A 25,365-nucleotide genomic window follows, 5' to 3' on the forward strand; every position below is an offset into this window, starting at 1 on the left:
CTTCCCTGTAGATTCCCCCGGACCGTGCGCACGCGTGGATCAGCGTGACGCGGTCTCCGTTGTCGCCGCCGTCGTGAAGCCGCATTTCGCGGGCGCGACCGGGTCGGCCATCCGGCTTTCGAATGCCAGATAAAGCGCTTCCTCCAGGACATTCCAGTGTGCGCCGTGCCGGTACGGGCCCGATAGCGCATGCCAGCACGCGACCGTGTTCCGGTCGTTCATCTTGAATGCGACCAGTGCGATCAAGCCCCACGGATAATCGGAGCTGGCCAGTTGCAGCCAGGTCTTGCCGTACTTCTGCATCCACTGCGCGTAGAACACATCGTTCGATTGCTGCGGAACCTGAATGCCCGACAGGAGCGGAAAGATCTGCGCTACTTTCGCCGGATAGAAGGTCGTGTCGCTGATGCGCTGCGTGCTTGGGCGAAAGCCCGACTGCGTGCCGCGCCAGAACACCTTCAGGATCGCGGACGCGAGCCGGTCGGCGCGCTGGCTCCACGGGGCGGCGCGCGTGGAGTCGCCACGCCGCACGTAATACGCGGCGAGCGCCTGGAACGCGCTGTGTACCTCGACGTTGTCCATCAGCAGCGCGACGTGCAGCGTCGACGAGATCTGATAGACGCCCGTGGGCTTGCTGAGCAGCGTATCCAGATGCGCACCGGCGCGATTCAGGCTGAGCTCCCATGCGGCGGGCATGCCGTCGGGCGGCGCGAAGCGGGCGAGCAGTTCGATCCAGGTCGCCATCATCGCGTCGTCGGCGTCGGCTTCGGCGCATGAACTGTACTGGCCGCTCTTCACGCAATAGCGATCGAAGCCGCCGTCCGGACGCTGGCGCGGCAACAGCCACGCGATCCATGCGAGCGCGGCCTGATGGGCGTCGAGCCCCGCATCGGTGGCGCCGAGCAGGGCTTTCGCCGCGAAATACGGATCGATGCCGGCGCCGTTCAGACGCACGGTGATCGCTCCGTCGGGGCGTTGGTAGAGCCCATTGAGCTGGAGTTCGGCGGCGCCCGCATGCGGTGCGACGCCGCATGCGGCGACACAGCAGGCGATGCACCACAGGCGGCATAGCCGGGCGGTGGCCGCCACGCGTGCGCGGGCGGCCGGGAAAAGCGCGGGCCGGTTCATGATGGGGGGCTCCTGCGCGGTGGTCCTGCGCAAAATCCGCCGGGCGCGGCGTTGGCCGCGTCGCGCGCCGGCGGGTGGGTCGATGTCGCGGCTCAGTGCAGCTTGGCGCTGGTGAACTTGAGACTGGTCCCGCTGTTCGCCGTCACGAGCCAGTACGTCGAGTCGGTGATGACGACGCTACCGAGGCCTTGCGTGATCAACGGCAGCGCGAACGCCTTCTTCGGCAGCAGCCACGTCATGTTCGCGAGGCTGGTCGGGTGGCTGGCGGCGAACGCCCAGCCGCTGCCCGTATCGGTGGCCGACCACGTGACGTTCAGGCGTGCGCGGTCGAACACCGTGATGTCGGTCATCGTGTACCACTTGAACTGACCCGTGAGCTTCAGCATGTTGGCTTGATTGAAGATCGCGGACAGCGTCGACGTGTAGGACGACGCGCCGAGCGGGTGCGCGTAGATCAGCCGGCTCGTGCGGTTCGCGACGACGAAGTTCATCAGCGATGCATACCAGTTGTTCACGTCGCTCGTCGGCACCGCGTACTGCTGGAACTCCTCGAACGTCGCGTACTTGCCGAACGGCATCACCGGGTAGGCCCACAGGCCCGGGTTCAGCAGCGCGCCGTTGCGGTAGGCGCGGGTCGGCGCCGAGCCGGTGTGGCCGGTGAAGTAATAGCCGTTGAAGCCGTTGCTTTCGAGCCAGTTGACCGACCACGTCGGCGTGTTGCCTTCCGGCGCCGCGTACTCGACGTCGGGCAAGGCCGTCGTCGCCTGGACGGCCTGATGGTTCATCACCAGGTACTGCGTGAACGTGCTCGCATTCGTTTCACTCGCATTCGCTCCCCAGTAGTCGTGAATCCAACCGCCGTGGCTGCCGACGCGATGGCCCTTGCTCACGAAATACTTGAGGAGATTCTGCGCGGACGGGTTGTTGGCGAGATTGATGCCGCCACCGTCGCCGAACGCCGCTTCATCGGGGCCGGCCGTGACCACGAGCGAGAACGGCCCGTTGTTCCACACGCCGAGGCTCTTCAGGTAGAGCGCCGGCTGGATCTGGTCGCCCGCGCAGAAGTGCCAGTTGAACACGAGCCCGGCCATCGCCTTCGGCAGCGGCGACAGCGACGGCAGGTTCAGCATCTGCGTGCCGAAATAATGCAGGTAGCCGTGAATCAGCATGCCGTCGGTCTGGCCGTCGAGGTAGGCGAGCGGCAGGTTGACGAACAGCACGCCGCCGTTGCCGTACGTGTTGTAGCCGGACACCAGCCCGAACGTCGGCGAGGTCAGGATCGTCGTGCCGGTGTACGTCCCCTGCGTGACGAAGCTCGGATAGCTGAGGAAGCCGTACACGTAGCCGGAGATGCCTTCGAGCGTGTCGGTGGTGGTGGCCAGCGTCGACGCGAGCGCGTTGGCCGTCTTGCCGGTCGACGTGCTCAGCAGCGAATTGGCGCTATACGTCGTGATCTTCTTCAGCTTGCCGGTCACGGTGCCGGTCAGCTTCGGGGTCGTCTGGTTCAGCACGCCGCTGCCGGTGGACGGCGTCGTGTACTGGAACCATGCGCCGTGGTTGTAGTTGGCGAGACCGCCGGGGTTCGACGGGCTCGCGGCCAGGAACTGTGCGCTGCCCGACGTCGAATTCGTCGACGTGCCCGACGTGCCCGACGTGCTTGTCGAAGCGAACGCGCTGGCGGCCGTGACGGTCGACGAAGTCGTGGTCCACGCCATCGACTTGCCGGGGGGCACCTGGAGCGTGCGCAGCCAGCTGCTCATGCCGGTTACATTGCCGAGACCGATCATGTTGCCGCCGTATTGGTCATACAGCACATAGTCCACGCCAGCCATGCTGCTGAAGCGCGATTTCGGGCTGACGTAGAAGCCGGCCGAATTCAGCACGCCGAAATCGTAGACGAGCATCACCTTGCCGCCGTTCAGCGCGTAGTTCTGAATCGCGGTCACGAGCGCGTCGGCGGCCGTCGTATGCACCTGATCGGGCAGGATCAGGCCCGGATACTGCGACAGCGTCGCGCCGGCCGCCATGAACTGGCTGTCGGTCATCACCTTGATCTGCAGCCCTTCTTCCTGGGCACTGTCGAGCCATGCGGATACGCGCGAATCGGGCAGCGTCAGCGTATCGGGCACCAACAGCAGAAGCTGGTTGGTGGCCGCCTGAACGCCGCCCGGACTGAATGCGAACGCGAGCGCGAACAGCGCGAACAGGATCCGCAAGAACTTGCCTGACTTTGCCAACATGGTGTGCTCCTCGCTCAAGGAATGGGGGCGTGCGGCAGTCGGGATACGCGTGCCGCCAGATCGAGCATTCCAGCCCCGTAGGTGTGTTGCGGCTGTCCGGTTCGTCGGGTATCGAGCGGCGTGTGTCACGGCGGTCCGACGGCGCCAATGCGCCGGTGCGCCGCGCTGCCTTCGCCGGTGAGAGGACTCGATGCGACGCATGGAAAGAAGCGAACAACGTGCCATTGGCGCAGGAGGCGCGGTCCTGCTGGCTTCCTGCACTGCCGGTCGCGCGGCACGGTCGCAAACCCGACGGATTCGTTTCATCGCTGATACGGCGCGTTGGGACGCGCTATCAGCAGACGGAATCGCGATCGCGCGTCAGCGCGCCGGGCCAGCTCGCGCAGTAGGTATAGAGCGTGACCAGCAGGGCGATCAGCAGCGGGCCGCCGAGCAGGAAATAGCAGAACGGCAAAAACAGCAGCGAGCCGTGATGGACGATCGTCGCGTGCAGCAGCATCACGAACGGCAGCGCGAACACGAAGTAGCCGAGCACCAGCAGCGACGCGAAGGCCTTTTGCGGCAGCGAAAAATCGAGCGGGTAGTACAGCGCGGCCATGACCAGCGGAATCAGCGCGATCGCCGCGCCGTGCAGCACGAACATGTCGCGCAGATGCAGTTGCGGGACGTACGGGAACGTGCCGGGCGCGAGCCAGAAGTACGCGCAAATCAGCAGCTGGGTGAAGCTCGCGATACGTAACAGATATGCAACGGGCAGCCAGCGCGCGCGCCGGATGAACGATGCGGCGAAGCCGATCGTGCAGAGCGCGGCGGTGGCGACCAGCAGCGTGCCGCCAGGCATGCGGGCCGCGACGTCGATCGACAACAGCGGCACGCGCGGTGCGTCGGGCGGATAGCCGATCACGATCACGTGAAGCGCCGGATCGATCTGGCGCGCGCCCCACGCCATGACCGCGCGCCAGTAGCGCCACGCCATCGGCAATCCGAACCACAGCGACGCGTACAGCGCGGGCGTCAGCAGCGCGATCGACGAAAGCCAGCGCTGCGGGTGCGCGTGGGTGCGCAGCGAACGGTCGACGGGAGGACGGACGGGATGCGTCTGCATGGCGCCCGTCCGCTTACCAGCGATAGAAGACGCTGAGCTCGCCGCCGATTCGTGAGTAATACGGGTTGTGGTAGTACGCGAATTCGAGTTGCGTCCCCCACTTGCGCGTGACCCAGTAGCGCCATTTCGCGGTGATCTCGTGGCTGCGGAAATCCGCGATCTGCGAGCCCGAGCCGGTGACCTGATACGCCTCGCGGCCGACGCCGCCGCGCAGCACGATCACGCTCTTGCCGACTTCGCCGTAGGTGACGGCGCCGTAGTAGGCGGGCGCCTTCACCGATCCGGGCGAATCGACCGTATAGTTCGCGCCCGCCTCGAAAATCCACTTCGGCAATGCGTACCAGATCACGCCGGCGTGATAGAGCTGGTCGCGGTGGCCGCTGCGGTTCCACGCGTAGCCGGCGCCGAGCGACACGACCAGCGAACGATCGGACAATAGCTTGCGGTTGATCGATACGTCGACGCGCGCACTCGGCAGGATCGTGCCTGACGTGGTGCCGGAAAAGCCGATCCCGCCGAACCAGTCGGGGCCGAGGTTCTGCACGTAGGTCAGCGCGCCGAGCTGCGTGTTCTCGCCGAAGCGGTGCAGTTGCGCCAGTTCGCCGAGCACGGTGCGGCTGCCGTCCTGATAGACGCCGCGCAAATGCACGCCGTACCAGTCGCCGTAGCCGTGCGTCAGATGTGCGCTCGAATAGCCGAGCGACAGCTCGGTGTGCGATTCCTGCGGCGCCTGCACATGGGTGACGACCGCATCGGGCAGCGGCGGCCGGTTCGTATCCTCGGGCGTGAACTCGGCGAGCGGCACGCCGTCCGGCAGGCCTTCGGCGTCCACGCGCACGAACATCGATTCGTCGCGCATCCGCGGCGTGATGACGGTCGCGGGCGGCGGCTGCACGGCGGGCGCGGCGGCGGCATCGTCCGGTTGCTCCGCCAGCGCCGCGGGCGCGCCGAAGGCGACGCCGCACAGCATCGCGAGGGTGGCAACCGGCACGCGGGGGCCGCGATGGCTGGGGCGATCGGACATGAGGCGCTCCTTAACGGGATGTGTGGAACCAGCCGCTGCGCCACGCGACGAGATCGCCATGCACGCAGGCATGATTGACGATCGATACGTCGCGCGCGCACGCGCTGACCGGATGACCGGCGACGCCGATGCGCGCACCCGTCAGTCGCAACAGGCCGCCGGCCGACACGACGCCGTCGATGCAGCTCGCGTGGGCGAGCAACACGTCGTCGCGCGCGAATACCGCGCCGTGCAGCAATGCGTGACGTTCGAGTTCGACGCGATGCGCCTTGACGCTGCCGCGCAGCACGCAGCCTTCGCCGAGGACGAGCGTCCCTTCGACGATCAGGTTGCCTTGCACGACCGTGTGCGCGGGCAGGCGAACGTCGCACGGCAGCAGGTAACGACCGTGCAGGAAGCGGTGCGGCAGCGACGCGAAGTGGCGGGTGAGCGTGATCGCGCGGCGCGGAGCGGCCGGTGTGTCCGCGGGCCGTGGGCCGGGCGCCGCGCCGAAGACGAGCGGCTCGCCATACAGGCACGCGAAGCCGCCGGCGCCGCGCAGGCGCACCGTGTCGCCGACCACGACGCCGCGCAGCACCGCATCGTCGACGTCGATCAGCGGCGCATGCGCGAGCGTGCCGATCGTCGCGCCGGCATGGATGTCGATGCGCTGGTCGGCGAACGCGTACGCGGCCCGCGCGCCGTCGTCGAGCGTGATCGAACGATCGGCGTAGAGCACGTCGTCGCGATGCGCGTCGCGTGCGACCTGGATCGCATCCGCATGCTCGACGGCGAGCCCGAGCGCTTGCCACGGCGGCGCGCCCGATAGATCCGCCGGCGGCGTGCCGGCCACGTGCGCGCGCAGCGCGTCGTGCCAGCGCGCGGCGAGCAGCGCCTGGTCGACGAACGGCCCGTCGCCGATCGGCAGCGCCGCGACGTCGCTGCGCCGGATCAGTTCATGCAGCATCGGCAGGAACGGCAGCGTGAGCACGCCGGCCACCGGCACCATCACGTTGAAGGTCGTCATCGCTCATCGCTCCGGTTTCAATTGCCGGCGAAAACGCTCGGTCTTGTCCCACTTCAGTTCGCGGCGGAACGCCGCGTCGAGCGCGAGTCCCCACAGCGCGGAGACGACCGCCGCGATCGTCACGCAAAAGCCGACGACGTTGACCGGCACGAGCCGCAGCCGCGTCGCGCGGCCGTCGAGCCGCGCGGCGACGACGATCTCGAAGAACACGCCGAAGTTGCCGAAGGTGCTGAACGAGAACAGCGCGAACAGCGACAGCAGCAGGCCGAGCGCGGTCGAGTTGACGCCGTTGAACAGGTAGAGCGCGAGCGCGGCGCTCCACGCGATCGCGAGCAGCGCGGGCATCGTGAACACGCCGAGCAGCAGCGCACCGTCGAGCCGGCAGCGGCGCGAGATCAGCGGGTTGCGCAGCACCGGAACCAGATAGCGCAGCATCGTCTGGTTGTGGCCCTTCGCCCAGCGCGTCAGTTGCCGCGCGCGGACGGCCCAGCGCTCCGGCACTTCCTCGTAACATTCGGCGTGGTTCAGATAGACCGTGCGCCAGTCGCTCAGCAGCAGGCGGTAGGTCATGTCGGTATCTTCGGCGAGCGTGTCGTCGCACCAGCCGCCCACGGCGTCGAGCGCGCCCTTGCGGATGCCGCCGACCGTGCCGCCGTATTGCGGCACCAGGTTCAGATTGTTGCGGGCTTGCTGGTTGACCTGATAGCCGCCCGCGCGCTCGAGATCGAGTAGCCGTGCGAGCAGGTTGCTGTCGGCGTTCTGCGGCACGACACGGCCCATCACCGCGCCGACTTCCGGGTCGAAGAATGGCGCGACCAGTTCCTTCAGCAGCCCCGGGCGCGGCAGGTAGTCGGCATCGAATACCACCATGATGTCGCCGCGGATGAGGCGCAGCGCATCCTTCAGCGCGGCTGCCTTGCCCGGCTTGCCGGTCTCGCGGTGAAACGGCTGAATCAGCTCGGGCGCGAGTGCGCGGACTTCGTCGATCAATGCGCGCGTGTTGTCGGTCGAGCGGTCGTTGACCGGAATGATCGTCAGCCGGTCGCGCGGGTAGGTCGTCGCCAGCAGCGCCATCAGGCAATCGACGATGACGGTTTCCTCGTTGTGGGCGGCGACGAAGACGGTGAGCCGCGGCCAGTCGCCGTGGGTCATCGTCCGGTAGGGCGCGTGCTGCGGCTTGAACAGGCGGTCGAGGCTGAATACGTAATGCCGGGCGGCATACGCGCACGTCAACAGCGTGAACAGCCACAGGTACGTGACGCACGGTATCAGCAGCAGCTCGGGGTCGAATGCGACGCCCGGCGTGGCGGCGGGCGGCGGCTCGAGCGACGCGTCCGGATCGGGCGAGGCCGGCGCGACGAGCGCGGTGCGCTCCATCGCGATCCCGGTGGTTGAGGCCGTTGCGGCGGGCACGCCGAACCGGGCCGGTTCGGCGATCGCCTGCGAGGCGGTGTCGCGCACGATCAGCGAGCACGCAAGCACGATCAGCAGCAGGATGCCTTGCTCGCAGAATGACGCCGCCCGCGTTTTCTTCATGTCCCCATCCCCGTGCCCGCAACGACGACCGATGCGCGCTGAAGGCGCTCCGTGGATCGCGCGGACGTCAATGGGAAACGGTGGCGCGTTCGTCGCGGGGCGGTTGTCGGCTGCCCCGGACGGATGCGTCGCATCGTCTCCCGGCTTCGTTGCTTTGGCGTCCCCATCTGTCTGCTGCGATGCGAGTGCTTCGGGACGCACGTGTCCGACATCAAGCAAGGGGTGAGCCATCTGCCGCGATGCCCCGCGCAGCAAGGAGGCCCGCGCGGGAAGCGGATGCGGCATGCGTGCAGCCGGCGTGTTTTGATTCACTGACGAATCAGCATGCGCGCGTCGCATCCGACCCCGCACGGTCGGCCGCGCGGCTCGAGCGCGTCGCGCGGCGCCCGGACCGTTTCAGCTGCCGATGCCGCGTGGCCGGGTGCGGCTTGGCATGGCTGGCCGTCGCGTGTCGCTCTCGGCGTACACGCGTCGGCCCGCGATCGCTGCTTTCATATGAGATGAATCGACCGGACTCCGATGTATTCGCCGGTTTCGAATCCGCGTTACACGTTCGCAACATTTCCCGAGCCCCGATTCGTGTGATGCAACGCGCCGTCGGATGTGGCGAAATCCTGCGCGCGCGATGGGGGTCGACGCTCGCGTGCGCGCTGCGCACTGCACAGACGAAAGGGGCGAATCGAGGCGACGCAACGCGCGTCGAAAGGTCCGTGCGATTCGCTTCGTCACGCGTGCTCGACATGCATGCGCGATTCGTCGGACGACGTCGTCAGACGGATCGCGCGAGCGTCCGGCTGTTTATCGTTGTCGCGTCGATCCGGCGATGCGGGTGTCCGTAGCAGTTGTGAAACATTCCATGACGCACCGTTCGCGGGCAATGGCCGCGGAGCGAAGCGGGCCGCGACGCGAGCCGGCTGGTTTGAATATTGCTGGTGTGGAGGACGTGACGCTCGACACAGCGAGGAACGACTCATGACGTGATTGATTGAGTGCAACGGGACGCCGGTAGTACGACGATTCGCGCGGCCTGGACCGCGCGGACGCGGCAGCGCGCTCGCCCCGCCACACCGCCGCATGTCGATCGCGTGCGCGTACGGGATGCGCCGCCCGAATACATGCTTCGCGCCGCGTGCAGGATCGCCGGGCGCGAAGCGGCTAAACGAGGATAACGATGAAGAAGATCTTGCTTGTGTTCGGGACTCGGCCGGAGGCCATCAAGATGGCGCCGCTGGTGCGTGCGCTGAAGGCGCAGACGGATGTCGACGCCCGCGTGTGCGTGACCGCGCAGCATCGGCAAATGCTCGATCAGGTGCTGACGCTGTTCGACATCAAGCCCGACTACGATCTCAACCTGATGCGGCAAGGCCAGACGCTGACCGACGTGACGACCGGCATTCTTCATGCGATCGGCGTCGTCTTCGACGATTTTCGGCCGGACGTCGTGCTGGTCCACGGCGATACGACGACCACGCTCGCGGTGAGCCTGGCGGCATTCTATCGCTATCTGCCGGTCGGTCACGTGGAGGCCGGCCTGCGCAGCGGCGACATCTGGTCGCCGTGGCCGGAAGAGCTGAATCGCCGCGTGACCGATGCGGTATCGTCATGGCATTTCGCGCCGACCGGGCAGGCCCGCGACAACCTGCTGAGCGAGGGCGTGCCGGGCGGGGGCGTCTCGCTGACCGGCAATACCGTGATCGATGCGTTGCACGAGGTCAAGCGCATGCTGGATCGCACCGCCGCGCTGTCGGACAAGATCGCCGCGTACTTCCCGTTTCTCGAACCGTCGCGGCGCGTCGTGCTGATCACCGGCCATCGCCGCGAAAGTTTCGGCGAACCGTTCCGGCATTTCTGCGACGCGCTGTGCACGCTGGCGAACCGCTATCGCGATGCGCAGTTCGTCTATCCGCTGCACCTGAACCCGAACGTGCAGGAGCCGGCGCGCGCGCGGCTCGGCGGCGTGCCCAACATCTACCTGATCGAGCCGCAGGAATACCTTTCGTTCGTATTCCTGATGTCGCGCGCGCATTTCATCATCACGGATTCGGGCGGCATTCAGGAAGAAGGGCCCGCGCTCGGCAAGCCGGTGCTCGTCACGCGCGAGACGACCGAGCGGCCCGAGGCGATTCAGGCCGGCACCGCGCGGCTCGTCGGCACCGATCAGGACCGGATCGTGTGGGAGGCGTCGCGGCTGTTCGACAGCGAGAGCGCGTACGAGGAAATGTCGCGCGCGAGCAATCCTTACGGCGACGGCCATGCGAGCGAGCGGATCGTCCACGCGCTGATGCGTACGCCCGGCGTGCCCACGAAGACGACCAGCTTCTCGATGGGCGCCGCGGAGATGCCGTTCAATGCGCTCACGCTCGGGTTGCAGGCGCTGCGCTCGCCGTGAGGAAGACCGTGCGGTAGTGCGTTGCGTCGCGTTCGGCGCAACCATCAAGCATCCGGTCCGGCCGCGAGGTCGGCCGGATGTTTGCCTATGTGCGACCCGGAACGCGCGCTCGCGATGCACGCTAAAGCCCCGCCAATGACACGGCCATCCCCGGCCGTGCGTTCTCCCCGCTTGCCTAAAACTCCCGAATCGCCGCGACCCGACGTCAAATCCGAAATGGTTCGATAATGCGGGCGGCGATCCATGCGGACGAGCGCCGGCCGGGCAGAGGCGAAAGGTTGCGCAGGCAACCGGCCGACGGCATCGTTCGCAGCATTCGCCCGACCGTGCGTGCACGCGACACGGTCGACGAAACGGCGCCACGCCTGCCTGATCGTTCGGAATGTGCGCCGCGCCGTTCGAATCCCCACTCGATGCCTGCCCGGCGGGCATCGCAACCAGGAGGTGAACGATGATCACGCTGACCGTCAACGGTAGCGAGCAGCACTTCGACGGCAATCCCGACATGCCGTTGCTCTGGTATCTGCGCGATGTGCTCGGCCACACCGGCACCAAGTTCGGCTGCGGGATGGCGCTGTGCGGTGCGTGCACCGTGCATCTCGACGGCGTCGCGATCCGCGCGTGCATCACGCCGGTCGCGGCGGCGGCGTCCAGGCGCGTGACGACGATCGAGGGGCTGTCGACGGATCTCACGCACCCGCTGCAGCAGGCGTGGCAGGAACTGAACGTCGCGCAATGCGGCTACTGCCAGTCCGGGCAGATCATGCAGGCCGCGTCGCTGCTGAAGACGAATCCCCATCCGACCGATGCCGACATCGACGATGCGATGTCCGGCAACATCTGCCGCTGCGGCACCTATACGCGCATTCGCGCGGCGATCCGGCTGGCCGTGCGCCGCGGAGGTGACGCATGAGCGCGCCCGAACTCTCCGTCCACAACGAAAGCCGTCGCGCGCTGCTGCTCGGCTTCGCGTCGGGCGGGCTGCTGCTCGCGTTCGGCGTGCCGTCGCTCGCGCAGGCGGCCGCGCCGGCGCAGCCGCCCGTCAGCGCGAATCCGCAGTACGGCGGCGCGGGGATGCCGCACGGCTTGCGCGACGATCCGAACCTGTTCGTTGCGATCGCACCGGACGGCACCGTCACGGTGACCTGCATCCGCTCCGAGATGGGCCAGGGCGTACGCACGAGCGTCGCGCTCGTGGTCGCCGACGAACTGGGCGCGGACTGGGCGCGCGTGAAGGTCGCGCAAGCGGTCGGCGACGAGCCGCGCTACGGCAACCAGAACACCGACGGTTCGCGCAGCCTGCGCCAGAGCTTCGCCGCGCTGCGCCGCGCGGGGGCGGCCGCGCGCACGATGCTCGCGCAGGCGGCCGCCGCCGTGTGGGGCGTCGACGTGCGCCAGGTGAAGGTGACGGTGCACGAGGTCGTCGACACGAAAACCGGACGCAAGCTCGGCTTCGGCGAACTGGCCGAGAAGGCAGCCGCGCTGCCGGTGCCGGATACGAAAAGCGTGGCGTTGAAGGCGCCGGCCGAATTTCGCTATATCGGCAAGGGCAAGACGGCGCTGATCGACGGACGCGACATCGTCGGCGGCCGCGCGCGGTACGGGATCGATACGCGCCTCGACGGCATGCTGTATGCGGTCGTTGCGCGACCGCCGGCCTACGGCGACACGGTCGCGTCGTTCGATGCATCGGCCGCCGAGAAGCTGCCGGGTGTCGTCAAGGTCGTCCAACTGGCGTCGACGCCGCTGCCGTCCGGCTTCCAGCCGCTCGGCGGCGTGGCCATCATCGCGCGCGATACGTGGACGGCGATCCAGGCACGCGCGCAGTTGAAGATCGACTGGAAGCGCGGCCCGCATGCGGGCTACGACTCGGCCGCGTATCGCAAGACGCTCGAAGCGGCCGCCGCGCAGCCGGGCGACGTGATCCGCAACGACGGCGATGCGGCGGCCGCACTCGCCGGCGCCGCGAAACGCGTGCGCGCGACGTACTACGTTCCGCATCTCGCGCACGCGACGATGGAGCCGCCCGCGGCCGTCGCGCGGGTGGCCGACGGCCGCTGCGAAGTGTGGACCTGCACGCAGGCGCCGCAGACCACGCGCGACGAGATCGCGAAGGCGCTCGGCGTGCCGGCCGAGCGCGTGACGGTCAACGTGACGTTGCTCGGCGGCGGCTTCGGCCGCAAGTCGAAGCCCGATTACGTGGTGGAAGCCGCGCTGCTGTCGAAGGCGGTCGGCGCGCCCGTGAAGCTGACGTTCACGCGCGAGGACGACATCGCGCACGACCACTTCCACGCGGTGTCGCTCGAAGCGTTCGACGGCGGGATCGATGCGGCGGGGAAGGTGGTCGCGTGGCAGCATCGCACGGTCGCGCCGTCGATCCAGTCGACGTTCCGCGCCGGCGTCGTGCACGAGCAGCCGGGCGAGCTCGCGCAAGGCATCGCGGATCTGCCGTTCGCGATCCCGAACGTGCGGATCGAGAATCCGGCCGCGCAAGCGCATACGCGGATCGGCTGGTTCCGCTCGGTGTACAACATTCCGCATGCGTTCGGCATTCAGAGCTTCGTGTCGGAACTCGCGCATGCGGCCGGCCGCGATCCGAAGGATTTCCTGCTCGACCTGATCGGGCCCGCGCAGCGTTTCGAGCCGCACATCACGGTGAAAAACACGAACTACGGCGAGGATCCCGCGCTGTATCCGGTCGATACGGGCCGGCTGCGGCGCGTGGTCGAGACGGTCGCGCGCGAAGCCGGCTGGGGACGCAAGCTGCCGAAGGGGCACGGGCTCGGGATCGCCGCGCATCGGAGCTTCGTGTCGTACACGGCAGCGGTGTGCGAGGTGCAGGTCGATGCGGACGGCAGGATCTCGGTGCCGCGCGTCGACATCGCGATCGATTGCGGGCCGCAGGTCAATCCGGAACGGGTGCGCTCGCAACTGGAGGGCGCGGTGGTGATGGGGCTCGGCATCGCGCTGCATGGCGAGATCACGTTCAAGGACGGCCGTCCTGAGCAGAGCAACTTCAACGGCTTCCAGGTGCTGCGGATGAACGAGGCGCCGCGCGACATCCGCGTGCATCTCGTCGCGCCGGACGACTACGCGACGCCGCTCGGCGGCGTCGGCGAACCGGGCCTGCCGCCCGTCGCGCCGGCGCTGACCAACGCGATCTTCGCGGCGACCGGCACGCGCATTCGCAGCCTGCCGGTTGCCGATCAACTCGCGAAGCCGCAGGCGGGTTGACGCGATAGCTGTCCCGCGCCGGGCCGCCTCGTGCGGCCCGGTCCACTTCCCGGATACGCGGACGGAGCAGCCGCGTCGTTGTCGTTTGCGAACGACCGTGCTAAATTCCTGCCAGCACTTGGCGCCACGCAACCCTTCATTCGGCCGACACGGCCGGCACCCCGGGAGGCAGCACGATGAGCCTGTTGATGTCGCGACGCGATCTCGCGTTCCTGCTGTATGACTGGCTCGACGCCGAAGCGCTCGTCGCGCTCCCGCGCTATGCGGAGCACAGTCGCGAAACCTTCGACGCGGTGCTCGACACCAGCGAGCGCATTGCCGAAGACCTGTTCGCGCCGCACGCGGCGCGCGGCGATCGCGAGGAGCCGCGGTTCGACGGCGAACGCGTGACGCTGATCCCGGAGGTCGAGCCGGCCGTGCGCGCGTTCGCGGACGCCGGGCTGATCGCCGCGGGCCACGACGAAGCGCTCGGCGGCATGCGCTTGCCGAAACTGGTCGAAGCCGCGTCGTTCCTGTTCTTCCAGGCCGCGAACATCGCGACGGCCGCGTATCCGTTCCTGACCGTCGCCAATGCGAACCTGCTCGTCGCGCACGGCAGCGCCGCGCAGATCGACGCGTTTGCGCGCCCGGAGCTGGAGGGGCGCTTCCTCGGCACGATGTGTCTGTCCGAACCGCAGGCCGGCTCGTCGCTGTCCGACATCGCGACGCGCGCCGATTTCGAATGCGATTCGCCGCTCGGCCCGCGCTACCGGCTGACCGGCAACAAGATGTGGATTTCCGGCGGCGAGCACGAGCTGGCGGAGAATATCGTCCATCTCGTGCTCGCGAAGATCCCCGACGAACACGGCCGGCTGCAGCCCGGCACGCACGGCATCTCGCTGTTCATCGTGCCGAAGTTCCTGACCGGCGCCGACGGCGCGAACGGCGAGCACAACGACGTCGTGCTCGCCGGGCTGAACCACAAGATGGGTTATCGCGGCACGACCAATTGCCTGCTGAATTTCGGCGAAGGGACGCGGTATCGGCCGGAAGGGCGCGCGGGCGCGATCGGTTATCTGGTCGGCCAGCCGAATCACGGGCTGGCGTACATGTTCCACATGATGAACGAAGCGCGCATCGGCGTCGGCGCGGGCGCGGTGGCGCTCGGCTACACCGGCTATCTGCATGCGCTGGACTACGCGCGCAACCGTCCGCAAGGGCGTCCGCTCGGGCCGGCCGGCAAGGACGCGGCCGCGCCGCAGGCGCCGATCGTCGACCATCCGGACGTGCGGCGCATGCTGCTTGCGCAGAAGGCGTATGTCGAAGGCGGCCTCGCGCTGATCCTGTATTGCGCGAAACGCGTTGACGAAGCGCATGCGCACGACGATGCGGCGGTGCGCGCCGATGCTGCGCGGCTGCTCGACATCCTGACGCCGATCGCGAAAAGCTGGCCGTCGCAGTGGTGTCTTGCCGCGAACGATCTCGCGATCCAGGTGCACGGCGGTTACGGCTATACGCGCGACTACGCGGTCGAGCGGCTTTATCGCGACAATCGCCTGAACCCGATTCACGAAGGCACGCACGGCATCCAGGCGCTCGACCTGCTCGGCCGCAAGGTCGTGCAGGACGACGGTGCGTCGCTGCGCGCGCTCGATGCGCGCGTCGGCGCGACCGTCGAGCGCGCGCGAGCGCTGGATGCCGGCACGCGCGAGCACGCCGATGCGTTGGCGCGGCGCTGGGCGCGGCTGGGCGACGTCACGCGCCAGTTGAGCGCGATCGGCGATCCGCAGACGCGGCTCGCGAACGCGAGCGTGTATCTCGAAGCGTTCGGCCATCTCGTCGTCGCCTGGCTGTGGCTCGACGTGACGCTCGCCGCGCACGGGCGCGACGGCGATTTCCACGACGGCAAGCGCGCGGCGGCCCGCTACTTTTTCCGTTGGGAACTGCCGAAGGTGGATGCGCAGCTCGACCTGCTGTCGAGCGTCGACACGACGACGCTCGACATGCGCGACGCGTGGTTCTGACCGTGGCTTCAACGACATTCCGGAATGCTGACGATGTTGCCGATGCCGTAGGGCATCGCATATGCGTCGTGAACCGGCCACGCGGGGATGTCCCGCACACCGTACCGATGCCCGGCCACGCCGCGCAAGGAGACAGAAGCGAATGAAAGCCCTGTTGTGTACCGCATTCGGCCCGATCGACCGCTTGCGCATCGAGGACGTCGCGATTCCCGAACCGGCTGCCGGGCAGGTCCGGATCCAGGTGAAGGCGGCGTCGCTCAACTTCCCCGACGCGCTGATCGTCCAGGGGCTGTATCAGGTGAAACCGGCGCTGCCGTTTTCGCCGGGCGCCGAGTTTGCCGGCGTGATCGACGCGGTCGGCGACGGCGTCACCGCGTGGCGGCCCGGCGATTCGGTGATGGCGTTTACCGGCCACGGCGGGTTCGCGCAGCAGTGCGTGGCCGACGCGCACCAGCTCGCCGCGCTGCCGCCGGGCATGACGTTCGAGCAGGGCGCCGCGCTCGTGCTTGCGTACGGCACGTCGCTGCATGCGTTGCAGCAGCGTGCGCGCCTGCAGGCGGGCGAGACGCTGCTCGTGCTCGGGGCGGCCGGCGGCGTCGGCATCGCCGCGATCGAGATCGCGAAAGCGCTCGGTGCGCGCGTGATCGCGGCGGCGTCGAGCGCGGACAAGCTCGCGCTGTGCCGCGAAGCGGGCGCCGACGAGACGATCGACTATGCGACCGAAGACCTGCGCCGCCGCGTCGACGAACTGACCGGCGGGCGCGGCGCCGACGTCGTCTACGATCCGGTGGGCGGCGCATACAGCGAGGCGGCGTTGCGTGCGACCGCATGGCGCGGCCGGTTCCTCGTGGTCGGCTTCGCGGCCGGCGAGATCCCGAAGCTCGCGCTGAACCTAGCGCTGCTGAAGGAGCGCGACATTCTGGGCGTGTTCTGGGGCGATGCGGTGCGTCGCGATCCGGCGCAGCATGCGGCGAACATGCGGCTGCTCGCCGAATGGTTCGCGGCCGGTAAGGTGCGGCCGACGATCACCGAACGCGTGTCGCTGGACGGCGCGGCCGACGCGATCGCGCGAATGGCGAACCGGCAGGTGAAGGGCAAGGTGGTGATTTTTCCGGATGCGTGATCCGGGTTCGCCGCGCGGCGATTCAACGCAGGCTGCGCGGCCGGTGCTTTGCGAAAGCGGGCGCGGTGGGACCTGCTGTAAAGGCGTCGCGATTACGTAGTCGGGCGCACGAGGCCGAGCGGCGGTGAAACGACCGCCGGCCGGCCTTCGCCAGCGGCTTCAATCCTTCGGCAAACGCAGCGTGTCGAGCGCGTGCTGCGAAAACTCGACCCAGAACCGTTCGTTCGCGATCCCGGCCTGCAGCACCAGATGCTGCAGGCGCTTCGTGCGTGAATCGCCAGCCACCGAATCGCCGTCCGCCAAAAAATCACGCGCCTCGATCTGCAAATACAAGTCCAGTTTTTTCTGATGCAGCGCGATGCGCCGCCGGATCTCGTCCTCGAGGCCGGCCGGCCCCAGCACGGCTTCCGCGCGCAGGCGCACCATCAACGCCTCGCGCAGCGGCGTCGGATCTTCCGGTTCGGCGATCCAGCGGCGCAATTCCTTCTTGCCGGCCGGCAGGATCCGGTACGCGCGCTTGCGGCCGCGGCCGGACTCGGCGGGCAGCGATTCGACCCAGCCCATTTCCTCGAGACGCCCGAGTTCGCGATAGATCTGCTGATGCGTCGCTTGCCAGAAATAGCCGATCGAGCGATCGAAACGGTCGGCAAGCTCGGACCCCGAACCAGGGCGTTCGGCGAGGGCGGTGAGAAGCGCGTGAGGCAGGGACATGTCGGATCGAGGAAGGCTGCGCAATGAACCGAATCTTGCCATATCGGGGCCGCAGCACAAACGGCGCGGGTATGTTTATGCAACATGTTGCACAAACGAAGTCGACGCGCTACCATCCGTGCAACTTGTTGCATAAAAGATGGAGACGCCCCGATGACCTCCCGTTATCCGCATTTGACGACCCCGCTCGAACTCGGCTTCACGTCGCTCAGGAACCGCGTGTTGATGGGCTCGATGCACGTCGGGCTCGAGGAAGCGCCGAACGGCTTCGAGCGGATGGCCGCGTTCTATGCGGAGCGCGCGCGGGGGGAGGCCGGCCTGATCGTCACGGGCGGATTCGCGCCGAACGAGCGCGGCCGTCCGGCGCTGGGCGGCGCGATGCTGACGACCGAAGCGGAAGCCGAACGTCACCGCGTCGTGACGCGTGCGGTGCACGCGGAGGGCGGCAGGATCGCGTTGCAGATCCTGCATTTCGGGCGCTATGCGTATCACCCGGCGCTCGCGGCGCCCAGCGCGCTGCAGGCGCCGATCAACCGGTTCACGCCGCATGCGTTGACGAGTGACGAGGTCGACGAGACGATCGCCGATTTCGTGCGATGCGCGGCGCTCGCGCAGCATGCGGGCTACGACGGCGTCGAGATCATGGGGTCCGAGGGCTACCTGATCAACGAATTCATCGCCGCGCGCACGAACCATCGCGACGATGCGTGGGGCGGCGCGTACGACAACCGCATTCGCTTCGCGGTCGAGATCGTGCGGCGCGTGCGCGAGCGTGTCGGCGCGAACTTCATCGTCATCTACCGGCTGTCGATGCTCGATCTCGTCGAAGGCGGCTCGACGCTCGACGAGGTGATCCGGCTCGCGCAGGCGATCGAGGCGGCCGGCGCGACGATCCTCAATACCGGCATCGGCTGGCACGAAGCGCGCATTCCGACCATCGCGACCAAGGTGCCGCGTGCAGCATACGCGTGGGTGACGCGGGAACTGATGGGCAAGGTCGGCATCCCGCTCGTCGCGACCAACCGGATCAATACGCCGGAAGTCGCCGAACAACTGCTCGCCGACGGCTATTGCGACATGGTGTCGATGGCGCGGCCGTTCCTCGCCGATGCCGAGTTCGTCCGCAAGGCGCGGGAAGGGCGCGCGGACGAAATCAACACGTGTATCGGCTGCAACCAGGCATGCCTCGACCATACGTTCAGCGGCCGGATCACGTCGTGCCTCGTGAATCCGCGTGCGTGTCATGAAACCGAGCTCGTGATCCAGCCGGCGCCGCGCCGCAAGCGGATCGCGGTGGTCGGTGCCGGGCCGGCGGGCCTCGGCTTCGCGGTCACGGCGGCCGAGCGCGGCCATGCGGTCACGCTATACGAAGCCGGCGCCGAGATCGGCGGCCAGTTCAATATCGCGAAGAAGGTGCCCGGCAAGGAAGAGTTCAACGAGACGCTGCGCTATTTCCGCCGGCAGATCGAACTGCGCGGCATCGTGTTGCACGTCAATACGCGTGCGACCGCCGAGATGCTGTTGCAGGAAGCATTCGATGAAGTGGTGATCGCGACGGGCATCGTGCCGCGCACGCCGCCGATCGACGGCATCGGGCATCCGAAGGCGCTCGGCTATCTCGACGTGCTGCGCGACGACAAGGCCGTCGGTCGCAACGTCGCGATCGTCGGCGCGGGCGGCATCGGCTTCGACGTCGCCGAGTATCTCGTTCATCGCGACGGCGCCAAGCGTGTCGATGCGGACCGGTTCTTCAGCGAATGGGGCGTCGACCGGTCTTATGCGAATGCCGGCGGCCTGGGCGAAGCGCGGCCCGAACCGGCGGCGCGGCACGTGCATCTGCTGCAGCGCAAGGCGTCGAAGGTGGGCGACGGGCTCGGCAAGACCACCGGATGGATACACCGTACCGCGCTGAAGGCGCGCGGCGTCGGGATGTCGTCGTCGGTCACGTACCGGCGCATCGACGACGACGGCTTCCACGTGACGATCGACGGCGTCGACCGGACGTTGCCGGTGGACAACGTGGTGATCTGCGCGGGGCAGGAGCCGTCGCGCGAGCTGGCGGAACAACTGCAGGCCGCCGGATGCCGCGTGCACCTGATCGGCGGCGCGGACGAGGCCGCCGAACTCGATGCGAAGCGCGCGATTCACCAGGGCACGACGCTGGCCGCGACCCTTTGATTGATACCGATTCGTTTCTGTTCCGTCCCACCCCGATGCTGGAGACTTCGATGACACATTCCCCGCTGCATCTTCATCCCGCCGTCGCGAAATCGCTCGACGCATGGCATGCGATGGTCGAACGCAAGGATTTCGGCGCGCTGGAATCGATCGTCCATCCGGACGCCGTGTTCCGCTCGCCGATGGCGTTCAAGCCGTACGGGCCGGCGCCCGCGCTGCTGATGGCGCTGCGCACGGTGATCACGATCCTCGAGAATTTCACGTATCACCGCCAGTTCGCGGACGACGACGGCAAGAGCGTCGTGCTGGAGTTCGGCGCGACCATCGGCGACAAGGCGCTGAAGGGGATCGACATGATCCGTTTCGACGACGACGGGCGAATCGTCGAGTTCGAGGTGATGATCCGGCCGTTCAATGCGCTGCAGGCGCTCGGCGCGGAAATGGGCGCGCGGCTCGGGCAGCAGTTGCCGGCGTTCAAGACCGGCGGTTGAGCGGGGTGGGCGCTAGCGTGCAACCGGCTTGCGGCCCCGCAAGCTGTCAAAATCCTGACGGACCAAGTTGATATATTGTATCATCTGACGTTTTCGTCGCCGGTCGGCCGGCTGCCCGGGCCGGTCGCGTGCGACGACATTCAACGAAGATCGATACGACGTGACGAGAATCGGACCCACCCCGGCGCGCGGGGAGCGGCGCCATGCCGCGCCGCGCCGGCACGCGAGCGCTTGGCGCACGCGCGCGGCACGCAGTTGCACGACCCTGGTCGGCTGCGCGATCGCGACCACCGGCGCGCTGGCCGCCGAAGCCGTTGCATCGTCACCGGACGACCGGCACGCGCTGCCGGCGATCAACGTCACGGCTTCGTCCGCACCGACCGACCCGCTGACGCAACCGCTCGAAACCGGCTCGCGGCTCGGGCTCGCGAGCCTCGACACGCCCGCGAGCGTCGAAGCCGTCACGGCCGATACGATAGACGCACGCGGCGATCGCACGGTGCTCGATGCGGTCACGCGCACCGCCGGCTTCGCGAGCGCGATCGCGCCGGGCACCGGCGGCACCGCGTTGAGCGTGCGCGGCTTCAGCGGGCAGGAATCGGTGATGACGCTGCTCGACGGCGTGCGGCTGATGCCGGCGGCCGGCACGAGCACGTTTCCGTTCGACACGTGGTCGGTCGAGCGCATCGAGGTGTTGCGCGGCCCGGCATCGGTGTTGTACGGCGAAGGGGCGATCGGCGGGGTCGTAAACGTGGTGCCGAAGCGGCCGCAGCGCACGCGCGGGACGACGCTGCAGGCCGGCATCGGCCCCGACGGCGCGAAGCGCTTCGCGTTCGATACGACGGGCGCGTTCGGCCCGCGGCTGTCGTATCGCTTCTACGCGAGCGATGCGCGCGCGAACGGTCTCGCCGAGCGGGCCGATACGCATACGACGGCCATCGGCGGCGCGCTGACATTCGACGTGAGCCCGCAGCTCACGCTGACGCTCGACTACGACTACGGGCGCCAGATGCCCGCGACGTACTATGGCGTGCCGGCGCCGAACGGCGTGCTCGATTCGTCGCTGCGCAAGCTGAACTACACGGTCGGCGACGCGACGATTTCGTACTACGACCAGTGGACGCGCCTGTCGGCCACCTACCGGCCCGCGCCCGGCGTGACGATCGACAATCAGCTCTACTACCTGACGTCGAACCGCCACTGGCGCAACGCGGAATCGTATGCGCTCGACGCGGCGACCGGGCGTGTCACGCGCGGCGACTATCTCGACATCGGCCACCATCAGCGGCAGATCGGCGATCGGCTGAGCGCGCGCCTCGACGGGATGCTGTTCGGTCGCGCGAACCGTTTCGTCATCGGCACGGAATTCAGCCAGACCACGTTCAGCGGCATCAACAATTCGCCGTACGGCGGCGAAACGACGGTACCGGCGCATGGCTTCGATCCCGGCGTCTTCACGAGCCCCGACCCGACCGTGCCGCAGTTCAGCACGCGCGCGCGGCAGGTGGCGGTGTTCGCGGAGAACCGGCTCGACGTGCTGCCGCGGCTCGCGTGGGTGAGCGGCCTGCGCTACGACCACGTCGCGTTCAGCCGCGAGCATGCGGCGACCGGCGCGGGCTTCGACAAGCGGTTCGCGAACGTCGGCTGGCGCACCGGTTTCGTGTTCGACATCGCGCCGACGTTCAGCGCGTATGCGCAGTACACGACGGGCGCGGAGGGCGTCGGCTCGCTCGTGACGCTGTCCGCGTCGCAGGCGGGCTACCGGCTCGCGACGGGCGAACAGTGGGAAGCCGGGCTCAAGCAGACGCTGCTCGACGGTCGCGCGTACTGGACGTTCGCGGTGTACGACATCACGAAGCGCAACCTGCTCAGCACCGACCCGTTCAATCCGGCGCTGCGCCAGCAGGTCGGCCGGCAGTCGTCGCGCGGCGTCGAGCTGACCGGCGGCGCGCGGCTGCCGCACGGCTGGACGATCGATGCGAACGTCGCGCTGCTGCGCGCACGCTACGACGCGTTCAACCAGACGGTCGGCGGCGCGACGGTGTCGCGGGCCGGCAACGTGCCGACCGGCGTGCCGCAGCAGACGGCAAACCTGTGGCTCGGCTGGGCGTTCGCCGAGCGCTGGCACGCGAATGCGGGCGTGCGCTACGTCGGCGCGACGTACGGCGACGACGCGAATCGCGTGCAGGTGCCGTCGTACACGGTGTTCGATGCGTCGCTGCGCTGGCAGCCGACGTCGCGCACCGAGCTCGCGCTGTATCTGCGCAATCTCGCGAACCGCACGTACGCGGTGACGACGTCGAACGGCGGCGAACAATGGCTGCTCGGCCCGTCGCGCTCGGCGGAGCTCGTCGCGACGATGCGCTTCTAGGGCGAGACGAAGTGCGCTCCATCACCCACATGCTCGACATCGAACGCGTGAGCTGGTCTCCCGGCGGCGCGATCGACGTGCTCGATTCGGTGACGCTGACGGTGGCCGAAGGCGAATTCGTCGGGCTGGTCGGCCCGAACGGCAGCGGCAAGACGAGCCTGCTGCGCTGCGTATTCCGCTACGCGCGGCCCGACGCCGGCCGCGTCGCGCTCGACGCGCAGGATGTGTGGCGCATGCGGCCGCGCGCGGTCGCGCAGCGCATCGCGGTGCTGCAGCAGGAAACGCCGGACGATTTCGGGCTGACCGTCGACGAACTGGTCGGCATGGGCCGCACGCCGCACAAGCGGCCGTTCGATGCGGAGTCGGCCGACGATCGTCGGATCGTCGAAGCCGCGCTGCACGATGTCGGCCTCGTCGAGCGTCGCGCCCAGCGCTTCGCGTCGCTGTCGGGCGGCGAGAAACAGCGCGCGTTGCTGGCGCGTGCGCTCGCGCAGCAGCCCGAACTGTTGTTGCTCGACGAACCGACCAACCATCTCGACCTGCGTCACCAGCTCGAACTGCTCGCGCGCGTGCGCCGCCTCGGCATCGCGACGCTCGCGACGATTCACGATCTCAATCTCGCGGCCGCATATTGCGACCGGCTTCATGTGCTCGCGCACGGCCGCGTCGTCGCGTCCGGCGCGCCGGACGACGTGCTGACCGAAGCGCTGCTGCGCGACGTGTTCGGCGTCGCCGCGCTCGTCGACCGCCATCCCGTCACGGGGCGCCCGCGCATCACGCCGCTTCATCCGGAATGACCGCCATGCCATTTGCTGTTCTGTCCTTCATCGTTCGCCGCCTGGTCGCCGCCGCCGTGCTCGGCGGCGCGGCCGTTCACGCGCTCGCCTATCCCGTCACCGTGCGCAGTTGCGATCGCGACGTGACGTTCGAACGCGCGCCGACGCGCGCGGTCAGCAACGACGTAAACCTCACCGAGATGATGCTCGCGCTCGGCCTGAAAGACCGGCTCGTCGGCTATACGGGCATCGGTGGCTGGAAGACGGGCACCGCGCGCGTGCGCGACGCATTGCGCGGCGTGCCCGAACTGGCGAGCCAGTATCCGTCGCTGGAAGTGCTGGCCGCCGCGCGCGCCGACTTCTATCTCGCGGGCTGGAACTACGGAATGCACGTCGGCGGGCCGGTGACGCCGGCGACGCTCGCGCCGTTCGGCATCCGCACCTACGAACTGACCGAATCGTGTTCGCACGTGATGAAGCAGTCGGCCGCGTCGTTCGACGACGTGTTTCGCGACCTGACCAATCTCGGCCGGATCTTCGGCGTCGATGCGCGCGCCGCGCAGGCCGTCGCCGGGATGCGCGCGCGGCTGGCGGCGGTGTCGCGCGCGATCGGGCGGCCGGCGCCGCTGCGCGTGTTCGTGTACGACAGCGGCACCGACAAGCCGATGACGGCGGGCGGCCTCGCGATGCCGACCGCGCTGCTCGCGGCGGCGGGCGCGCGCAACGTGATGGACGACCTGCCGCGCAGCTGGACGCAGGTGAGCTGGGAAAGCGTGGTCGCGCGCGATCCGCAGGTGATCGTGATCGTCGACTATTCGGCGGTCACGGCCGAGCAGAAGCGGCAGTTCCTGTCGAGCCAGCCGGCGCTCGCGCGCGTGGCCGCGATCCGCGACCGGCGCTTCGTCGTGATTCCGTACGATGCGGCGACGCCCGGGCCCGAGAACGTCGCGGCCGTCGAGACGCTCGCCCGCGCGCTGTATCCGGCCGCATTCGCGGCAGCGGTACGATGAGCGTGCGCGGGCAGGCGGCGCGGCCCGGCATGCGCGTGGTGCTGCCGGGGCTGGCCGTGCTGCTGATCGTGTCGATCGTCGCATCGGCCGCGTTCGGCCCCGCGCCGATCGCGATGCCGGCCGCGGTGCGGATCGTTGCCGCGCACGTCGCGTCGGCGGTCGGCGGCGGCGATGCGTTCGCGGCGGCCGCCGGCGACGACAGCATCGTATGGCTGATCCGGATGCCGCGTGCGCTGCTGGCCGCGATCGTCGGCGCGACGCTGGCGGCGGTCGGTGTCGCATTGCAGGCGGCAACCGCGAACCGCCTGGCCGATCCGCACCTGCTCGGCGTGAGCGCGGGCGCGATGCTCGGCGCGATCGCGGTCACGGTGGTGGCGGGCGCGGCATTCGGCCCGTTCACGCTGTCGGCCGCCGCGTTCGCGGGCGCGCTTGCGGCGACCGCATGCGTGGTCGCGCTCGCTTACCGGAGCGGCCGGCTCGAATCGGACCGGCTGCTGCTCGCGGGCGTGTCGGTGTCGTTCATGATGGCCGCGTTCGGCAACCTGCTGCTGTATCTCGGCGACCAGCGCGCCGCGTCGTCGGTGCTGTTCTGGATGCTCGGCGGCGTCGGGCTCGCGCGCTGGGATCTGCTGCCGGTGCCGGCCGTGTGCGCGGTGCTTGCCGGCTGCGCGCTCCATGCGCGCCGGCGCGAACTGAATGCGCTGATGTCGGGCGACGTCGCCGCCGCATCGCTCGGCGTGCCGAGCGCGCGGATGCGGCGCGAGGTGTTCGTCGTCGCGTCGTTTGCGACGGGCGCGATGGTCGCGGTCAGCGGCGCGATCGGCTTCGTCGGACTCGTGACGCCGCATCTGTGCCGTCGCGTCGTCGGCGCCGAGCACGGCCGGCTGCTGCCGGTCGCCGCGCTGGCGGGCGCGATCCTGCTCGTGTGGGCCGATGTCGCCGCGCGCACGCTCGCGGCGCCGGAGGATCTGCCGATCGGCATCGTGACCGCGCTGTTCGGCAGCCTGTTCTTCGTCGCGCTGCTGCGCCGGCGCTGACGA

General features: G+C 68.5%; 18 protein-coding genes. 11 read left to right on the top strand and 7 right to left on the bottom strand.

Translation table 11 applies throughout. The features are described 5' to 3' along the window. Positions 1 to 39: 39 nt before the first annotated feature. The 6 genes from HWX55_RS04235 to HWX55_RS04260 all read right to left on the bottom strand — a co-directional run bounded on the left by HWX55_RS04235 (position 40) and on the right by HWX55_RS04260 (position 8,039). Positions 40 to 1,128, bottom strand: coding sequence for a hypothetical protein (locus tag HWX55_RS04235; RefSeq protein ID WP_175974223.1), 1,089 nt, complete (start codon positions 1,126 to 1,128; stop codon positions 40 to 42). Between the two features lie 92 nt (positions 1,129 to 1,220). Then, entirely contained in the window at positions 1,221 to 3,368 is a 2,148-nt protein-coding gene (locus HWX55_RS04240; protein WP_175974225.1) for a hypothetical protein, read from the bottom strand. Positions 3,369 to 3,702: 334 nt separating this feature from the next. Further along, positions 3,703 to 4,473, bottom strand: coding sequence for a hypothetical protein (locus HWX55_RS04245; RefSeq protein WP_175974227.1), 771 nt, complete (start codon positions 4,471 to 4,473; stop codon positions 3,703 to 3,705). Between the two features lie 13 nt (positions 4,474 to 4,486). After that, positions 4,487 to 5,497: a YaiO family outer membrane beta-barrel protein gene (locus HWX55_RS04250; protein ID WP_175974229.1), complete on the bottom strand. Its 1,011-nt coding sequence runs from the start codon at positions 5,495 to 5,497 to the stop codon at positions 4,487 to 4,489. Between the two features lie 10 nt (positions 5,498 to 5,507). Next, the gene (locus HWX55_RS04255; RefSeq protein WP_175974231.1) at positions 5,508 to 6,503 is read right to left on the bottom strand and encodes a polymer-forming cytoskeletal protein; all 996 of its coding nucleotides are present in this window, start codon (positions 6,501 to 6,503) and stop codon (positions 5,508 to 5,510) included. 3 nt (positions 6,504 to 6,506) lie between these two features. Continuing rightward, positions 6,507 to 8,039: a glycosyltransferase gene (locus HWX55_RS04260; RefSeq protein WP_175974233.1), complete on the bottom strand. Its 1,533-nt coding sequence runs from the start codon at positions 8,037 to 8,039 to the stop codon at positions 6,507 to 6,509. A 1,171-nt stretch (positions 8,040 to 9,210) separates the two neighbouring features. Between HWX55_RS04260 and wecB the strand changes: the two genes are divergently transcribed. The 5 genes from wecB (at position 9,211) to HWX55_RS04285 (ending at position 16,788) form a co-directional block, all read left to right on the top strand. Beyond that, positions 9,211 to 10,428 carry a UDP-N-acetylglucosamine 2-epimerase (non-hydrolyzing) gene (gene wecB, locus HWX55_RS04265; RefSeq protein WP_050013729.1) on the top strand — a complete coding sequence of 406 codons (1,218 nt, stop codon included), beginning with the start codon at positions 9,211 to 9,213 and terminating at the stop codon, positions 10,426 to 10,428. A gap of 451 nt (positions 10,429 to 10,879) precedes the next feature. Then, positions 10,880 to 11,341, top strand: a complete 462-nt coding sequence (locus HWX55_RS04270) for a (2Fe-2S)-binding protein (RefSeq protein ID WP_050013730.1) — start codon at positions 10,880 to 10,882, stop codon at positions 11,339 to 11,341. After that, the gene (locus HWX55_RS04275; protein ID WP_175974235.1) at positions 11,338 to 13,662 is read left to right on the top strand and encodes a xanthine dehydrogenase family protein molybdopterin-binding subunit; all 2,325 of its coding nucleotides are present in this window, start codon (positions 11,338 to 11,340) and stop codon (positions 13,660 to 13,662) included. The genes HWX55_RS04270 and HWX55_RS04275 overlap by 4 nt, the downstream gene beginning before the upstream one ends. Positions 13,663 to 13,838: 176 nt before the next feature. Continuing rightward, on the top strand, positions 13,839 to 15,665 hold the full coding sequence (locus tag HWX55_RS04280; protein WP_175974237.1) for an acyl-CoA dehydrogenase: 1,827 nt from the start codon (positions 13,839 to 13,841) through the stop codon (positions 15,663 to 15,665). Positions 15,666 to 15,807: 142 nt separating this feature from the next. After that, entirely contained in the window at positions 15,808 to 16,788 is a 981-nt protein-coding gene (locus HWX55_RS04285) for an NADPH:quinone oxidoreductase family protein (RefSeq protein WP_175974239.1), read from the top strand. A 159-nt stretch (positions 16,789 to 16,947) separates the two neighbouring features. Here HWX55_RS04285 and HWX55_RS04290 read toward each other — a convergent pair whose 3' ends face one another. Further along, positions 16,948 to 17,499 carry a PadR family transcriptional regulator gene (locus HWX55_RS04290; RefSeq protein ID WP_175974241.1) on the bottom strand — a complete coding sequence of 184 codons (552 nt, stop codon included), beginning with the start codon at positions 17,497 to 17,499 and terminating at the stop codon, positions 16,948 to 16,950. A gap of 153 nt (positions 17,500 to 17,652) precedes the next feature. Between HWX55_RS04290 and HWX55_RS04295 the strand changes: the two genes are divergently transcribed. The 6 genes from HWX55_RS04295 (at position 17,653) to HWX55_RS04320 (ending at position 25,362) form a co-directional block, all read left to right on the top strand. Next, a complete protein-coding gene (locus HWX55_RS04295) occupies positions 17,653 to 19,677 on the top strand; it encodes an NADPH-dependent 2,4-dienoyl-CoA reductase (RefSeq protein ID WP_175974243.1) in 2,025 nt (674 codons plus the stop codon). A gap of 50 nt (positions 19,678 to 19,727) precedes the next feature. Next, positions 19,728 to 20,168, top strand: a complete 441-nt coding sequence (locus HWX55_RS04300) for a nuclear transport factor 2 family protein (RefSeq protein ID WP_175974245.1) — start codon at positions 19,728 to 19,730, stop codon at positions 20,166 to 20,168. 280 nt (positions 20,169 to 20,448) lie between these two features. Next, positions 20,449 to 22,539 carry a TonB-dependent siderophore receptor gene (locus tag HWX55_RS04305; RefSeq protein ID WP_175974730.1) on the top strand — a complete coding sequence of 697 codons (2,091 nt, stop codon included), beginning with the start codon at positions 20,449 to 20,451 and terminating at the stop codon, positions 22,537 to 22,539. Positions 22,540 to 22,559: 20 nt separating this feature from the next. After that, positions 22,560 to 23,336, top strand: a complete 777-nt coding sequence (locus tag HWX55_RS04310; protein WP_175974732.1) for an ABC transporter ATP-binding protein — start codon at positions 22,560 to 22,562, stop codon at positions 23,334 to 23,336. Next, positions 23,333 to 24,325 carry an ABC transporter substrate-binding protein gene (locus HWX55_RS04315; protein ID WP_175974247.1) on the top strand — a complete coding sequence of 331 codons (993 nt, stop codon included), beginning with the start codon at positions 23,333 to 23,335 and terminating at the stop codon, positions 24,323 to 24,325. The genes HWX55_RS04310 and HWX55_RS04315 overlap by 4 nt, the downstream gene beginning before the upstream one ends. Beyond that, positions 24,322 to 25,362 (top strand): iron ABC transporter permease, encoded by a 1,041-nt coding sequence (locus HWX55_RS04320; protein ID WP_175974249.1) that lies wholly within the window; start codon positions 24,322 to 24,324, stop codon positions 25,360 to 25,362. The genes HWX55_RS04315 and HWX55_RS04320 overlap by 4 nt, the downstream gene beginning before the upstream one ends. Positions 25,363 to 25,365: the final 3 nt, after the last annotated feature.

Origin of the sequence: Burkholderia sp. BCC1047, assembly GCF_902833155.1 — a bacterium.
Taxonomy (GTDB): domain Bacteria; phylum Pseudomonadota; class Gammaproteobacteria; order Burkholderiales; family Burkholderiaceae; genus Burkholderia; species Burkholderia sola.